The following is a 15,372-nucleotide window of genomic DNA, read 5'->3' as shown; positions in this document are numbered from 1 at the left end:
CAAATAAGTAAAGGGGAATCCGCACAAACGCGATTCCCCTTAATTTTATGATGATACAAAAACACCGCGCCAGCCACCAAATTTTGTTATATCTTCTGCAGTTGCGGCAGCAGAACGTTCACAAATGAAACCTGGTACAAACGAGCCATCTTCAAGTTCAATTTTTCCAATACCGAGCGGAGCCGGGATTCCTGCTACAAAAGTTCCAAATGTCGAAAGTGGCATTTCCCAAAGCTCAAGCTCAATAGCGGCACCATTTTCACTAGAAAAAGTACGAATTAAACCAGGTTTTACAGGTGCCGTCGGCAATTTCACCAGCTTATATTTCTCCGCCGTCTTACTTTCGCGAATAAACTGAGCTCCGTGCTCAATCATTTGTTGTTCAAGCGGGAAGCCGCGCATATGAAGACCGCAAACTGCGACCAAGGTCGTATCACTCTTAACAGAAGCACTAGTCCCATTTAAAAATAAATCAGCTAACCCCATTATCAAATGTTCATTGTTAAACTCAGAAAATAAGGTAATGCCAAATGGAAGATGATCAGCCGCATCTTCTGACGGTACGGCCACAGCACAAAGATCAAGAAGGTTGCAATGATTCGTATATAAGCCCATTTTGCTATTCGTTTCAATTGGGTTATCACGAACTTCATCTCGGGTCCATGTTCCGCCTGATGTAGGTAAAACTAGAACAGCATTCCGCAGCTGTGAATGTGCTTTGCTCTTTAGTTTCTGTAACTTATGGATTGCTTTGAAGATGGAAGGAGCATCATATTCTGGCTTTGCCCCACTTCGCAACACTGCTTCAGTGACAGGGAAAGTGACACCCTCGTTAGCTGAGATAAACTCTCCTAAATCAGCCCATCGTTCTGCTACCCAAGGACCGTCGTATAGAATAGCGGCTGCCTCAGACAAATAAGAAGTTTCCAAATATTCAATCGTGATTCCCAAGCTTTTCAGTCGGTCTATTGCTTTATCCCATGCAAGCTGATATTCCACCGAAAAACTTCCGAAAAAACTAGGAGCAACCTGTGGCAAGTATATCTTCTCTGGCATAGCGTTTGCTTTTCTTTCAATTGTACGTGACCATGGATCCATCTGCTCGAAGCCACGTGCAACCTGATCAACGAGCTCAGCATCAGCTAAAGTGTTTGCAAATACAGTTACACAATCTAAACTAGCACAAGCTGGAACTACGCCTTTAACAGGCCATGCACCAAGACTTGGTTTATAGCCGACAAGTCGATTTAAGCCTGCAGGTACACGGCCAGACCCTGCTGTATCTGTACCCAAAGCAAAAGCAGCAAGCCCACGCGCAACACTAACAGCTGAACCGGAGCTGGAACCACCACTGATCAGTTCAGGATTAAGCGCATTCTTCGTTTCTCCATAAGGGCTTCTCGTTCCAACTAGTCCGGTTGCAAATTGATCGAGATTGGTTTTACCAACAGGAATGGCTCCAGCATCTATTAATCTAGCAACTACAGTAGCGTGTTCATCTGGTTTGAAGGCATACTCAGCACATCCGGCAGTAGTCGGCACATCCGCTAAATCGATATTATCTTTTATCGCAAATGGGATTCCCCAGAGCGGTTTTTGCTCTGGGTCCATCTTTTTTAGTCTATCTAAATAAGGTTGAATCAGCTCAAAAGAAGGGGGAGTGATCCAAATATTAAATTCATTATCGTCCGCGGTACGAGCAATAATGTCACTTATTACGTTATCCGGTGTTAGTTTTCCAGTTTTATATTTTTCTTTTAATTCAAGAATAGACAGGGTTTGGGGGAAGCTTGTCGTTTTCATTAACGGCACCTCGCATTTCTTTTTTAATAGAAAGAATCAATTGACCAGCATGAACCTCGTCACCTGGCGAAACATTTACGGAAGCTATGACACCAACAAACGGAGCAATTTGTGGAAACTCCATCTTCATGCTTTCCTCAATCATCAACGTATCACCCTTCTGAACGACATCGCCTGGTTCAACAAGTACCTTCCACACACTGCCCGGTAAGGAACAACGAACTGCTTCTGACCCTTTAGGGATTACTTCTTCAACCGGTTCAGCCACATCGTGCTCGGAAACATATTCTGCGAGTCCAAGCTCCTGCCATCGATCTCGTTCTGCGCGGAAGGCAGTTTGCTGAGTAGTTCGGAAATCATCTGCACTTTCTTTAATGGAATCTAAGAATGACAAATAGTCTCCTAGGTTAAATGTTGTCTCTGTAATGTCAACTTCAAAGCGACCGCGAACAAAATCTTCGCGCATTTCTATCAGCTCGTCGGCTGAAACAGGGTAGAATTGGATCTGGTCAAAGAACCTGAGTAGCCATGGTTTACCATCGGAAAAGCTTTCTGTTTCACGCAAACCATTCCATACTTGAACGGTTCGACCAACAAACTGATATCCACCAGGACCTTCCATCCCATATACACACATATAAGCTCCGCCAATTCCAACGGCATTTTCCAGGTGTCCAAGTCCGTGCAGGGTTATATTTGGTTGTTACTAAGCGGTGGCGCGGGTCAATTGGTGTTGCAACAGGAGCGCCTAAATATACATCACCAAGACCAAGGACTAGATAATTGGCATCAAAAACAATTCGTTTTACATCGTCAAGTTGATCCAAGCCGTTCACACGGCGGATAAACTCTAGATTGCTAGGGCACCATGGCGCATCGGGACGTACATTTTTCTGATAGCGTTCAATCGCAAGCTGCGTTGCTGGGTCATCCCATGAAAGAGGCAGACGAACAATTCTTGATGGCACTTCCATTGTTTCTAGTGGTGGCAAGCTCCGGTTAATGAATTCGATTGTGTCACAAAGAGTGGAAATCGACATTTTAGTAGAATCAATATGAACCTGTAAGGAGCGAATCCCAGGTGTCAAATCAAGGACCGGAATATCTTTACGAGCGTTAATACCATCCATTAATGCATGAACCTGAAACCGGTAAAGAAGATCTAACTCCATTTCTCCGTATTCAATCAGGACATGCTCGTCACCAGCAGCACGAATCGTCATTGGAAAACGGCCATCGTTCCGCTCAACTAACACTGGATAGTTCGGTGAAAACAGTTTTTCACGATCTGGTAAGGAAGGAAGGGGAGCATCTTGTTTATTTTGATTCTGACCAATTTCATTCAAAAATTGCTCTTGAGCATCACGCAGTTCTTTTGCTTCCTCTAAAGTTAGTAATTTAAATTTAATCTTGTCACCTGGATGTAATTGACCGATTTTCCAAAACTCAGCCGAAGCTGTTGTAACGGGGCAAACAAAGCCACCAAGACTCGGGCCATCAGGACCTAGCAGGATTGGCATATCACCCGTTAAATCAAGTGTTCCAATCGCATATGCATTATCATGGATATTTGAAGGATGAAGACCAGCCTCGCCACCATCTGCTCGAGCCCAAAGTGGTGCAGGACCGATCAAGCGAACTCCTGTACGTGAGCTATTGAAGTGAACTTCCCAGCTTGTTTCTGTAAGCTGTTCCAAATAATTCGGTAACAAGTATTCCTCTGTACAATGCGGTCCAGGAATGACCCCAATTGTCCATTCCTTCGTCATCGGAGGACGCTTGAGCATAGGAAGCTCTTCAGCAAACATACTTGCATTTTCTGTTTTATGATTCGTATGAAAAGCTAACACATCACCTGTTCTAAGTGAACGACCTCCATGACCGCCAAAGCCTCCAAGTGTAAAGGTGGAGGCACTACCGAGATGAAGAGGCATATCCAATCCGCCTTCTACAAGGAAGTACGTACGCATCCCTTGAGCGGCTTCACCGAAGGACAATACTTGGCCACGATTTGCTTTGATCACCTTGTACATAGGGACCATCTCATCATCAAGCACAGCCTTCATATCCGCACCAGTTAGGCAAAAGGTCGTATCACCGCGGAATTTATACGCTCCACCTCGTAGCGTTAATTCAAGACCTGTTGCACTTTTTTTATTACCAAGCAATTGGTTCCCGATGCGAAAAGAGAGTGGATCCATCGGCCCGCAAGGTGGAACACCAACATCCCAATGGCCAACGCGTCCCGGCCAATCTTGAACCGTTGTTTGAATCCCACCGTCTAACACTTCGATTGCAGGTTCACTAGGATGAAAATTTTTAAGCATTTGCGTATGCACATTACCAGAGCGACAGTCTTCTTCTTTTAATAGGGCTTGTAAATATTGAAGATTTGTTGTGATGCCATATAATCTTGTTTCACTTAGAGCAACACTTAATTTTTCTAATGCTTCTTGACGTGTATCACCGTGAACAATAATTTTCGCGAGCATAGGATCGTAGAGGGAGGTAACAGTAAGTCCGTCCCGAACCCATGTTTCAATTCTTGCATGTTCTGAAAAATAAACGTGATCAAGCTTTCCACCGCTTGGACGGAAATCATTTAGGCAATCCTCAGCATAAATTCGTGCCTGGATACTGTGGCCTTTCGGAGTATTTACAAGCGAATCTAGTTCACGCAGCTCACCAGCAGCTTCACGAACCATCCAGTCTACTAAGTCAATTCCTAATACTTCTTCCGTTACACCATGTTCTACTTGGAGCCGAGTGTTCACTTCTAAGAAATAAAAACGTTCGGCTTCAGGGTCATATAAAAATTCAACCGTACCAGCGCTGCGATAGCCAACTTCACTAGCCAAACGTTTCGCGGCAGCACACATTTCTTCGCGGACAGCAGGGGAGAGGCATGGGGCAGGACTCTCCTCTACCACCTTTTGATTGCGACGTTGGATTGAGCAATCTCGTTCACCAAGGGCTACGACTTCACCAAATTCATTTCCAAAAATTTGAACCTCAACATGTCGTGCTTTTCGGATGAACTTTTCTAGGAATACACCACCATTATTAAAGTTCGTTTTCGCAAGGCGACCAACGGAATCAAATGCATCGATTAATGATTGAGAATCATGGCAGACACGCATTCCGATTCCGCCACCACCAGCCGTACTTTTGATCATAACTGGATATCCAATTGTGTTCGCCTCATTTAGTGCTGAATCTAAATCAGTTATCAATGGTGTTCCAGGTAGTAGAGGAACGCTTGCTTTCTCGGCAACGTCACGAGCAGAGTGCTTTAACCCGAATAATTCCATTTGTTCGGGAGTTGGACCGATAAAGGCAATCCCTTGCTTGCGACAAGCACGAGCAAAGTCTGCGTTTTCACTTAAAAACCCATAGCCAGGATGGATGGCATCTGCACCAGCTTCTACGGCTACTTTTAAGATTAGGTCTGCATTTAAATAACTATCTTTCGCCGCACCTTCACCGATTAATACGGCTTCATCAGCAAGGTCGACATGCAAGCTGTCCTGATCGGCTTTTGTATAGACAGCCACAGAGGCGATCCCCATGCTGCGTAGAGTTCGTTGTATTCGTACGGCAATGGCGCCGCGGTTAGCAATCAGTACTTTATTTAACATGATGTTCACTCCTTGTTATTATTTTTCCCATATTAATAGTTGAACCGGGGTCGGGTTATAGGCGTTACATGGATTGTTTAATTGTGGACAATTACTGATGACCACGATGGTCCGATTGATCGATTGCATTTCCACATACAATCCTGGAGAGGAAACACCATCTTCAAAGGTCAGTCCGCCATTTGGTGTTAATGGGACATTCATAAAGAAATTGACATTTGGGGCTAAATCGCGCTTTGAAAAGCGATTATCGTATTTTGATAGCTGCAGCATAAAGGTATCGCGGCAATTATGCATTGGCAATGTATCGTGCGAATATCTCACTGTGTTACTTTGGGCAGAACAGGCACCACCAAGTGTATCGTGGCGACCACAAGTATCTGCGACGATCTTGACAAGTTCCTTACCGGATTGGCTGACAAGGACAGAACCGGTTGATAAATAAACATTCCCTTGGCGTCCAATTGTGTTTACGGCACTGTAATGATCGGAGAGATTATCAGCATCGTAGAAAAGGGTGTCAGCGGCTTGATTGCCACCTAAATCGACAATACGAAGAACTTGACCACGTTCCAAAGTGTAGGTCCAGCCATCACCAGCAAGAAGGGTCTCATTATAAACAACATCTATTAATTTTCGATCACTCACAACATAATTTAGAACGGCCATTATTTTCTTCCTCCTTCAGTAAGTAACAAATAATCGAATGTATTCTCAAATGCTCGTCGGTTTTCTGGGCGGTGATTCAAGCAAACATCATTTTCGGCTACAGGTTCTGCATCCGATATTGATACATTGATCGAAGCAGATGGGTAAATATGATTTGGGTCGAGCGGATTTGGAGTATTCGATAGAATCATGAGGATATCCATTTCTGTTCTAAGCGTGACCGTGGCGCCTTTTTTGCGTGTCCTGCTACGAAATGCATGTTGCCATCTTCATCGCAATACACTTTTGAAAATAAATTTAGGACAGGTCCGAGGTCACGTGTGCTTAAACCATTGCGAAATAATTCAATCGCAAAATTTTCCTCACCGCTTCGAAACCAATCATTCCGACTTTCTTGATAGGTTGTTTTTCCATATTTCTCATCAATCAGCTTGCGAGTAGAATAGCCTGTGATTGTATCGTGCCAACCAAGTGAATCTTCAATGATGCTGACCATCGCGCGACCGTTATCACTCATGAGCACATTTCCAGTTGTTAAATGGGAGGTGTGCTGTGCTTTTAATGTATCAGGCATGTTATAGCGTTCAGATAAATCATTTGCGTTATAAAATAAAACGGATAAATTGGCGCCGTCTTCTAGAGCGGTAATACTTAAAAGTTTCCCGCGGTTTATACGAGCCGACCATTTTCCTCCAGCAGGAATGGTTTTAGTTACAGTTGTTGCAGAAAGTGTATTCATATATAATTTCCTCCTTATTTTTGCTGCATTTAAGCTCAAAAAAGAAAAAAGGATAAAAGCTTGGAGAGATGTAGATCTCCCAGGCTTTTATCCTTCCGTGTATACAGTCATACGACTGTACGCTCTCTCTCGGACCAGTCTTTAAAGAATTTCTTCTTCAAACGGAACCCTAGAGAGCTTTTTTGTTTCCAGTATAGTTGGAAACCTATATTTAATTAGGGGTAGTAGAGTTATTCTTAGTATATATGTCAGAATCGTTTGTAAACAATCAACTTGTAAGATAATCTTACATGGTTTTTTTCTCAAATGGCCGAACAGGGGAGACGATGACCTTTTTGAGTCTGTTTTTGGCCCACTCTGTTTTAATAAACAAGTAGACAAAACCAACAGCAACCCATATAACTCCGACAAATAAGGTGAATTTGTCAAGTAAGGTTAGAAGCCAACCGATAAAACTGGCACCGACAAGCGGGAAAATGAGATAAAACAACGTTTCTTTTGGTGAACGCATTTTTAATTTGATATAGTAATGCGAAATAACTGACAAGTTAACAAAGGTGAATGCTGTTAAAGCCCCAAAGCTTACAAACATCACCGCTGAATCGAGATTGATAAAGACAGCTGACATGGAGATCACTGCAACGAAAACGATATTAGCGACTGGTGTATTGTATTTAGGGTGTAGGGAGGTGAATAACTTTTTCGGTAAAATCGATTCACGTCCAAGTGCATAAAGGAAGCGGCTGACGCTTGTGACGGAAGAAACTCCCTGAGTAAAGGTTGCAATCATTAAGGTCATTATAAAAATCGAGCTAAGCAGGTTCCCACCAACGATTTTAACAAGGCTATAGGCTGCATTGTCAGAGTTCGTAAATGTAAAATCAGGATAGGCTATTTGGGTCAAATACGAAATGGCGATATACATTGTCGCAGCGATAAGCACAATGAGAAAAATAGCCTTAGGAATAGTCTTTTTAGCGTCAATCGTTTCTTCCGCCATCGTCGTTACTGCATCAAAGCCTAGAAAACAGAAGCAAATTAGAGCAGCGCCTGAAAAAACAGCACCAAATGAAACGTCATCACCAAAAAATGGGGCTAGAGAGAAGATCGGGCCAGTATCACCTGTTAAAATATCTTTGGCGACAAGGATGCAAAACAGTAGAATAAAACCAATTTGCACGATGACAGAGATCCCACTAACGCGTGCTGCCGATTTTATTCCAACAATATTGACGACCGCTAACACAGCATTCATAATTAAAATCCAGATAAAAACAGGGATAGCAGGAAATTCAGTATTCATAAAAATCCCGAAAGTTAGGATTGCGATAATAGGAGAAAAGATATAATCCAATAGCAGTGCCCATCCAACTAGAAACCCTGCTTTCTTCGAGATCGCCTTTTTTGTATACGTATAAGCTGAGCCCGAAATCGGGTAGGCCATAACCATCTTGCTATAGCTATAGGCAGTAAAGAAGATGGCGATAAATGCGACGATATAGGCAGCAGCCATCATTCCGTCAGCAGCTTCGTGAGCAACACCATAAACTGTGAAGAAAATCATGGGTGTCATCCAAGCAAGCCCCATAAAGACAACTTGATGAAGTTTGAGTGATTTAACCAGTGTGGTATTTTGTTCCATTTTCATTTCCCCTTTTCCAATTGAATTCGGAAAAGAGAAAAGCCCGGAAGAATTTTGTGAAATTCTCCCGGGCTTTTCTCCCTCCGTGTATACAGCAATGTGCTGTACGCCCTCTCTCGGACCAGACTTTAAAGATTCATCTTTAAACGGAACCCTAGAGAGCATTTGTCGTTCAATTTTGAACACTTTATCCTGTTGATAGTTTGAAGTATAAGGGAAGAGAAAGTGGGGGGCAATGAACGTGTTAGATAATCTAACATGGTTTTTTGAATGTATCTAAAAGTTTGAGGTTGCTTACCCATTCAATCAACTTTTGTGTAAAAATTGAAAGCTAGACACTCAAAAAAACTTGGTTGGAGATCAACCAAGTTTTAAGAAAGGATGTTCTTTCACTAGAATAGAAGATGAACTTCAATCCTTTAATTATTAATATACTTTTCAAAAACTTTGCCAAAGTCTTTTTCGTGGTACTGCTCACGGATAGTGGTTAACCATTTAAACCCGTATTCAGTTAGCTCCTCGTATTGTGAGGCGAGATTACCATCAGAGTTTGTTCGAGTGTTTTGCAATATGGTTATTGCTTTGTCTAAGCTTTGTTCCGCCATTCTGCTGATTATTCCATTTTCGTGATTAGTATCAGATATATGAATTAGTGTTTTATATAAATCTTTTAATTTCTCAATTTGATTTTTTTGGACATCAATGTCAAATTGTACCTCACCCATTTTGAATTTTATTTCCACATCCAGATCAATTTTACCCGCTGTTTCCAGTAAAACATTCGAAATCGGCTTACGTGAGTAAGGAAACCGTTTTAACGTTCGTTTGGAGGAAACAGCACTTTCTCCATCAACATGAATTAATGCAAGGTTGGTGAAACAATATTCATCTTTTTTCGTTTTGATCAAAAAGTATATTTTTTCGTTATCTTCATGCATGACGTAATCATCTGCATCTGTTTTATCATAGTCAGATGGATCAATGATCTTACCAATATCTGATAAACCTAGCGCATCCGCAGCAATTTTTTTAAACATTATATATCCTTCCTTTCACTATCGCCCCACAAAAGGGCCCCTAATTTCAACATTCCATTGTATTCAGACCTATTCATTAACATGTCTTAATAAAAATAGAAATTCAATCACTATTAAAGTAATACTGGATGCTGGGCGGGATATTTATAATATTGCCGAACCGCTAGAGAAATACCCTTTGCTATATTGGTTGCCATCGTGTAAATGAGATGAAGATTGGTACAAAGAAGGGATTCATTTCTGACCGGATCATTTTCCAACACAACACCCATTACTCGACAATCCCCAATCGATGGGAGGATTTTCCCAAGTCCTTGACCTGGTCGTATAGATCCATTTTGAACAACAATGGAATTTAATAATTCCTCCGAGCCTAAAACACTATCAATGGCTACAATAAAGGTGTTTTTTGGAAGTTTTAATCGTGAGATTTCTTTCAGAATAGTTGATGCATCTAATGGATTCTGTAGGTCACCGATAATGGTCAGATGGTTTGGATAAATATCATATAGTAATGTGCCAACAAATGGACCAAGACTGTCACCACTAATTTGATTAGACCCTATTCCGATCACATAAATATGCTCAGTTCCTTCTGGTATGAGGGAAAACAGAGCATCACGAATAAACAGTGGAGCCAGAGTATGATTATAGGGAATCATTTTTGTTGATGGAGCCTGTGTCTCTTTCTCATTATTTTGGATAGACATACCAAATCTCCTTAAAAGTTAAGAATGGTTTCCACGTTTGGGAGTGTAATTGATGTTTCAATATTCTGCATTTATACAAAAGAATCCTTCTGAGTTATTCATATTTACTGTTGAAAAAATTTTCCATTAATATTTCTTGGTATAATTGGTTCTAATAAGAGAGAACGATCAAAAACGTTCCTAAAAATTGGCGATTTTTATAGTACTGTAATCTATGTAACTGAAATCCAGTGGGTATTTGATTATATTTAATTAATGGAGGTGAAGAAAATGAAGGTAAAATACCCTGTAAAAGGATCTTTTGATATTAAAGAGGTTAAAGCCGACTTAAAGCCATTTGGTGGGATTTGTGCAAAAGTAGTAGAGGACAAGCTGGAATATCAAGTTTCAAAGGAAAATAAAGATGCAGCATATGCACAGTTAAAAGAAAAAGGCTATATCGAATAAGAGCCAGGTCTCTACCTGGCTTTTTCTATCATTCAGTGTTTATTTTTCATTCAAAACCATATTAAAAAAACCACAATGGCTCAGCGTGGTTTTGTAGTGTTTAAATAATAGTATGAATAATTATGTATACTTAAGTGCAAATTCCTTGATTACTCGATTAACTTCGGAAGCAGATTTTGTAGGGAGTTGGTGTTTGCCGTTTTTTATAAAGATTAATTCATTATTTCGAAGACTTTTACTGATTAATTGCGCATGCGGCTGAAATTGTTTGTTATTTTCACCATATAACAGGAGAACAGGATGTTTTATCCTCGGTAATTGCGATGTGCAACAATACGTTAAACTATGCTGATAATATTGCTGAATATTTTTGGCGTTTCCTTTTTTGGCCTCGTTATACAACTCTGTAAAGGTCTCTTTTGTGTCGGAATTTCCATAACAAACAGATGTCACAAGAGCTTTCATCCATTTTTTTTTCGATAAAAACGCAGCTAGGGCAATTTCCTTTCTTAACAACCAGTCATTTACTTCTGACATCGAACTAATTAAAATACCACCTATAGCTCGTTCGGGATAGGATAGTAAAAAGTTTAAAACAATTGAACCACCAGTAGAATAACCGCAAATAAAGGCTTTCTCAATCTTTAATTTATCTAATAGATGGACAATATCATCACAAATAAGGGCATAGGTGAGCGGATAATCGGAAATAGCACTATTTCCATGACCACGAATGTCAAACACAATTGTTTGAAATGACTTCGATAATTCCTCGATTTGATATTTAAAATTGGCACTGGTTAAAAGAGGGGATGGATGAAAACAATCGGGACACCTTGACCTTTCACTTCGAAGTATACATTTACCCCTTCAAGATTGACGGTTGGCAAAAGATTCACCTCCTAAAATGAAGTAAATTGGAGATACTTTGCCTCATTATTTGCAAAAGAGAAATGAAATATGTATGTGGGATTATGCTCTTGCATTGAGTCGATAATGAGATCCATTGAATAGCAAAAACCCTACAACAGTGTAAAGTGTAGGGTTTGAATTATTTATATTTTTTTTATTTTTGAAGGGTTGTTGACTTTATAGGAAACAGAAGTCTCGAGTAGCAGTGCTTCGTCTTCAACATCCTTGCCTTTTGGTAATGACTTTTTAACAATTTTTCCATCAAATTCAAGCTTTTCTCCTACCGAAAGCTCAAACTTTTTTAATGTTTTACTATGTGCACACCAAGCAAGTCCCACTTCAAGTGGTTCTTCTGCCTCAATTACAACGTTTTCGAGTACTATCACCTCGTCGTTTTCCTCATTAAAATGGTTCCAGCTAAGGGCAAACTGTTTAACTTGAGCGGTAAAATGAACCTTCTCTGCCGGAAGAACTAGCTTTGGTGCTTTTTCTTTTTTTTCCTTTGCTGATTTTTTCGGCTTAGGCTGATCCGTATTTATCTGTGCCGGAGTAGGGCTTGTGTCCGCAGGATCAGTCTGTGGCGCATCCTCGACAGCGATTTCGTCTAATGTGGTTACAGATTGTTGTGTAATCATTTCCTTCCCAAAGCTTGCAGACTGCATTTCTTTTAGAAGAGCAGGATGGATGCAGGATAAGTTTCCATCCTTGAATTGGATCACTAATGTATTGTACTCTCCGGTTATTCCATATGACTCATATCCTTTAATCGAAACTATTCGTTGAAGCGTGCGTTCTTTGTACCAGAACTCCTTCTTTGCTTCCTTGGATCCACTTAAACCCCATTCACGTACCTTCTCAGTATAATGAGCTTCATCTAAAAATTGTATGTAATCACCCTTCGGAGGGATATAGTTGGTTGTATTGGCATCTTCTATGTGCGGCAAAATTAACGCCATAATTTCACATCCTTTCTTCGCTTATTTTACAACGTCGTGTTTCATTTTCAAAGCAATTCGGGATTTCATTCAAAATTTGATTAATATTTAAAGTATTTTTAGTTATTCATCGTTCATTATTTGAATTCTACTCTCGTTACTTGTAAGATTTTATTCATGAGAATCTATCAAAGTGCAAACGACAATAATTTCTTATTAAAGGGTGTAAACAAACATGTCCATTCTATCTATTTTCTCCATTATTATTAGTATTGTTATCTACGGACTGATTTGCTATTACATTGGTTTTAATGGCTGGGCTTGGCTTAAGTCTGCGAAATTTGCGAAATATAAAAAGAGCTATGTAACTTCAATGGTGTTTTTATCACTTTCTATTTTTATAGGAATTTATCTCCCTTATGCCGGTCTGCAATGGATAAGCGGTTTTTGGATGGCGATTTTAGGGTATAGCTTTATCGTTTTGCCTATTGCAAATATTGTCCACTTCTTATTAAAAAAGAAACAGGTGTTCTGGATCGGAATAGCAGTCCTGTCCTTTTACCTGTTTATCTTTATTTATGGATCTTATAATGCGTGGGTTCCCGTTGTTAAGACGTACGATATTCAAGTTAATAAAACAGCACAGAATAAAAATCTCAAGATTTTTATGGCATCTGATCTTCATTTAGGTCAAATGGTAGGTAAGTCCCATCTAGATCGCCTTATTAGCTTAATCCATCAGGAAAAACCGGATATTGTGTTATTACCGGGTGACATAATCAACGATAACATTCAGCCTTATCTAGAAAAAAATATGGGGGAGACTTTGGGGAAAATTGATGCTCCACTAGGTGTATATGCAGTACTAGGCAATCATGATTATTACGGAAATGATAAGGATGCTATTTTAGCAGAAATGGATAATCTGGGTATTCGGGTGTTAATGGATGAGTATGTTTTGATTAATGATTTTTATTTAATTGGAAGGAAGGAACATACAGATAAAACGAGAAAAGTATTAAGTACATATTTAAAAGGACTAGATGCTACAAGACCAATGATTATGATGGACCATCAGCCTAAAGATCTAAAAGAGGCAGAGCTGAATGGAATTGACCTCCTTCTATCTGGCCATACTCACAAAGGCCAATTAGCACCAGCCAATCTATTAACCGATTTAATCTATGAAAATGATTATGGTTATTTGAAAAAAGGGAGCATGCATTCCCTTGTTTCGTCCGGGTTTGGATTATGGGGTCCACCAATCCGTATCGGCTCACAGGCTGAGGTTATGGTCATCAATGTCCATTTTAAAGATAAACAAAAGGGGGAGTAGAGTTTGTTTAAAACAGAGGAAAGAGATTCAATTTATAAAGTGATTTATAACAGAAGAGATATTCGTAGTTTCCTGCCAGATCCGATTCCAGAAGAAAAGCTTAATCGAATCCTTAATGCTGCTCATCATGCACCATCAGTTGGTTTTAGTCAGCCGTGGAATTTTATTTTAATCACTTCACAAGATATCAAAGATAAATTAGCTTGGGCTGCCGATAAAGAGCGGCGGGCGCTGGCGATCCATTACGAGGAGGACGGGGAAAAGGAGTCCAAATTTCTTGATTTAAAAATTGAAGGACTGAAAGAAGCACCTTTAACTATTTGTGTAACTTGTGATCCGACTAGAGGGGGTTCGCATGTACTAGGGCGTAATTCGATACCGGAAACGGATGCCCTGTCGACAGCTTGTGCGATCCAAAATATGTGGCTTGCTGCCTGTGCAGAGGGACTTGCGATGGGTTGGGTTAGCTTTTATAAAAAGAATGATGTTCGTGATATCCTGAATATTCCACCACATATTGATCCATTAGCTCTCATTTCGATCGGGTACACCGATCACTACCCAGAGAAGCCTTTATTAGAGCTAGCGAACTGGGAAAAGAGGCATGAACTCGAACCGTTGATTTATCATAATCAATGGCTTGAAAAATAAGTATATGAGTACATCCGTCGTCTATGGTGACGGATGTTTTTATTCAAAGCCTTTTTTAACTGCACTTAAACAAAAAAGCACTGATCAATGATCAGTGTTTCATGTCTTTATTACGAGGATTTTTCTTCACAATCAACAATATGAATGAGGGAGCTGCGCTTGATCCAGTATTGAAAATTATCGACTGGAAAGACTCCCCTGCAGTTAGAATTTTGCATTTGTACAACGACGCTTCCAGGTGTAACCTCCACAATTTTTAACTTGTCTGCATTACTGAGATTGGGAATAAAGCTGCTTGTTATTTCGAATTCCATATTTGTTACTAATTTCAACATTTAGTTGCCTCCAGTTGTTCATCCAATTCATTGTTCAAATTCTATTTTCCCCAATATTTGATGAATTATCCATATGTTGGGTGATTTTCAAAAATGTACTTATTCACGTTCATTGCTCTTCTCATTGTATCTTAGATTGCAACGAAAGCAACCAGTTTTTTTCTCAAGGACACAGCCGTAAAGAGATCAACTGGATGAAAATACAACAAAAAAGACACACCAGAATCTGTTGTGTCTTTAACAAATGGTTAGATTCTTTGCACTTCTGCATCAAAAAGTTGTTTTTGTTGGGTAATGATCTCTATTGCTTGATCAGAAATATGGCTCAATTGCTGATACAGGTCCTTAGATGAGGGTCCATCGCCTTCCTGTACCTCGTGAAACACCTGTTCAGCAAGCTGGCGTCTTTTATGACCAATTTCTCGCAATTGATCGCCTAGTCGTTCGAATTGTTCACGCTCCAAGATAATTACCTCCTAAAGTGTCATATCTCTTATGTCATTTACTATGAGCTTTTC

General features: G+C 40.1%; 14 protein-coding genes, 1 pseudogene and 2 riboswitches. Of the genes and pseudogenes, 3 read left to right on the top strand and 12 right to left on the bottom strand.

Annotated elements, in window-relative coordinates; genetic code table 11:
- Positions 1–45: 45 nt before the first annotated feature.
- From atzF to yyaC, 8 genes and pseudogenes are all read right to left on the bottom strand, one after another.
- Positions 46–1,803 carry an allophanate hydrolase gene (gene atzF / locus RGF10_RS13325; protein WP_318502759.1) on the bottom strand — a complete coding sequence of 586 codons (1,758 nt, stop codon included), beginning with the start codon at positions 1,801–1,803 and terminating at the stop codon, positions 46–48.
- The gene (locus RGF10_RS23870) at positions 1,763–2,440 is read right to left on the bottom strand and encodes a biotin/lipoyl-containing protein (RefSeq protein ID WP_412176628.1); all 678 of its coding nucleotides are present in this window, start codon (positions 2,438–2,440) and stop codon (positions 1,763–1,765) included. Before RGF10_RS23870 ends, atzF begins: the two co-directional genes overlap by 41 nt.
- A complete protein-coding gene (gene uca / locus RGF10_RS13320) occupies positions 2,361–5,441 on the bottom strand; it encodes an urea carboxylase (RefSeq protein ID WP_412176627.1) in 3,081 nt (1,026 codons plus the stop codon). The genes RGF10_RS23870 and uca overlap by 80 nt, the downstream gene beginning before the upstream one ends.
- A gap of 18 nt (positions 5,442–5,459) precedes the next feature.
- Complete coding sequence (locus RGF10_RS13315; protein WP_318502757.1) at positions 5,460–6,110, bottom strand: urea amidolyase associated protein UAAP2; 651 nt, start codon at positions 6,108–6,110, stop codon at positions 5,460–5,462.
- A pseudogene (locus RGF10_RS13310) lies at positions 6,110–6,849 on the bottom strand (urea amidolyase associated protein UAAP1). Before RGF10_RS13310 ends, RGF10_RS13315 begins: the two are co-directional and overlap by 1 nt.
- Before the next feature lie 74 nt (positions 6,850–6,923).
- Positions 6,924–7,033: riboswitch (guanidine-I (ykkC/yxkD leader) on the bottom strand.
- A gap of 102 nt (positions 7,034–7,135) precedes the next feature.
- A complete protein-coding gene (locus RGF10_RS13305; RefSeq protein WP_318502754.1) occupies positions 7,136–8,491 on the bottom strand; it encodes an APC family permease in 1,356 nt (451 codons plus the stop codon).
- 62 nt (positions 8,492–8,553) lie between these two features.
- Positions 8,554–8,660, bottom strand: a riboswitch (guanidine-I (ykkC/yxkD leader).
- 250 nt (positions 8,661–8,910) lie between these two features.
- Positions 8,911–9,528, bottom strand: coding sequence for a PH domain-containing protein (locus RGF10_RS13300; protein ID WP_318502751.1), 618 nt, complete (start codon positions 9,526–9,528; stop codon positions 8,911–8,913).
- A gap of 113 nt (positions 9,529–9,641) precedes the next feature.
- On the bottom strand, positions 9,642–10,238 hold the full coding sequence (yyaC, locus tag RGF10_RS13295; RefSeq protein ID WP_318502749.1) for a spore protease YyaC: 597 nt from the start codon (positions 10,236–10,238) through the stop codon (positions 9,642–9,644).
- A 270-nt stretch (positions 10,239–10,508) separates the two neighbouring features.
- Here yyaC and RGF10_RS13290 point away from each other — a divergent pair, with 270 nt between their 5' ends.
- On the top strand, positions 10,509–10,685 hold the full coding sequence (locus RGF10_RS13290) for a hypothetical protein (protein WP_318502747.1): 177 nt from the start codon (positions 10,509–10,511) through the stop codon (positions 10,683–10,685).
- Between the two features lie 120 nt (positions 10,686–10,805).
- Here the strand turns inward: RGF10_RS13290 and RGF10_RS13285 are convergent, their stop codons facing one another.
- Both RGF10_RS13285 and RGF10_RS13280 read right to left on the bottom strand, forming a co-directional pair.
- A complete protein-coding gene (locus RGF10_RS13285) occupies positions 10,806–11,429 on the bottom strand; it encodes an alpha/beta fold hydrolase (protein ID WP_318502745.1) in 624 nt (207 codons plus the stop codon).
- Positions 11,430–11,740: 311 nt separating this feature from the next.
- Entirely contained in the window at positions 11,741–12,553 is an 813-nt protein-coding gene (locus RGF10_RS13280) for a hypothetical protein (protein ID WP_318502743.1), read from the bottom strand.
- A 214-nt stretch (positions 12,554–12,767) separates the two neighbouring features.
- On the opposite strand from RGF10_RS13280, the gene RGF10_RS13275 reads away from it, so the two are divergent.
- Both RGF10_RS13275 and bluB read left to right on the top strand, forming a co-directional pair.
- Entirely contained in the window at positions 12,768–13,868 is a 1,101-nt protein-coding gene (locus RGF10_RS13275; RefSeq protein WP_318502741.1) for a metallophosphoesterase, read from the top strand.
- 3 nt (positions 13,869–13,871) lie between these two features.
- Positions 13,872–14,519: a 5,6-dimethylbenzimidazole synthase gene (bluB, locus tag RGF10_RS13270; protein ID WP_318502739.1), complete on the top strand. Its 648-nt coding sequence runs from the start codon at positions 13,872–13,874 to the stop codon at positions 14,517–14,519.
- Between the two features lie 110 nt (positions 14,520–14,629).
- Here bluB and RGF10_RS13265 read toward each other — a convergent pair whose 3' ends face one another.
- Positions 14,630–14,854, bottom strand: a complete 225-nt coding sequence (locus tag RGF10_RS13265) for a hypothetical protein (RefSeq protein WP_318502737.1) — start codon at positions 14,852–14,854, stop codon at positions 14,630–14,632.
- Between the two features lie 248 nt (positions 14,855–15,102).
- Complete coding sequence (locus RGF10_RS13260; protein ID WP_318502735.1) at positions 15,103–15,318, bottom strand: hypothetical protein; 216 nt, start codon at positions 15,316–15,318, stop codon at positions 15,103–15,105.
- Between the last annotated feature and the right edge of the window lie 54 nt (positions 15,319–15,372).

Source organism: Bacillus sp. T3 (assembly GCF_033449965.1).
GTDB lineage: Bacteria > Bacillota > Bacilli > Bacillales > Cytobacillaceae > Bacillus_BU.
This window is presented reverse-complemented; position numbering and strand designations above follow the sequence as displayed.

What these genes read in the sequence shown, in the direction of transcription:
- atzF (WP_318502759.1), bottom strand. Translation starts at nt 1,803, where the DNA reads ATGAAAACGACAAGCTTCCCCCAAACCCTGTCTATTCTTGAATTAAAA.
- RGF10_RS23870 (WP_412176628.1), bottom strand. Translation starts at nt 2,440, where the DNA reads ATGTGTGTATATGGGATGGAAGGTCCTGGTGGATATCAGTTTGTTGGT.
- uca (WP_412176627.1), bottom strand. Translation starts at nt 5,441, where the DNA reads ATGTTAAATAAAGTACTGATTGCTAACCGCGGCGCCATTGCCGTACGA.
- RGF10_RS13315 (WP_318502757.1), bottom strand. Translation starts at nt 6,110, where the DNA reads ATGGCCGTTCTAAATTATGTTGTGAGTGATCGAAAATTAATAGATGTT.
- RGF10_RS13305 (WP_318502754.1), bottom strand. Translation starts at nt 8,491, where the DNA reads ATGGAACAAAATACCACACTGGTTAAATCACTCAAACTTCATCAAGTT.
- RGF10_RS13300 (WP_318502751.1), bottom strand. Translation starts at nt 9,528, where the DNA reads ATGTTTAAAAAAATTGCTGCGGATGCGCTAGGTTTATCAGATATTGGT.
- yyaC (WP_318502749.1), bottom strand. Translation starts at nt 10,238, where the DNA reads ATGTCTATCCAAAATAATGAGAAAGAGACACAGGCTCCATCAACAAAA.
- RGF10_RS13290 (WP_318502747.1), top strand. Translation starts at nt 10,509, where the DNA reads ATGAAGGTAAAATACCCTGTAAAAGGATCTTTTGATATTAAAGAGGTT.
- RGF10_RS13280 (WP_318502743.1), bottom strand. Translation starts at nt 12,553, where the DNA reads ATGGCGTTAATTTTGCCGCACATAGAAGATGCCAATACAACCAACTAT.
- RGF10_RS13275 (WP_318502741.1), top strand. Translation starts at nt 12,768, where the DNA reads ATGTCCATTCTATCTATTTTCTCCATTATTATTAGTATTGTTATCTAC.
- RGF10_RS13265 (WP_318502737.1), bottom strand. Translation starts at nt 14,854, where the DNA reads ATGTTGAAATTAGTAACAAATATGGAATTCGAAATAACAAGCAGCTTT.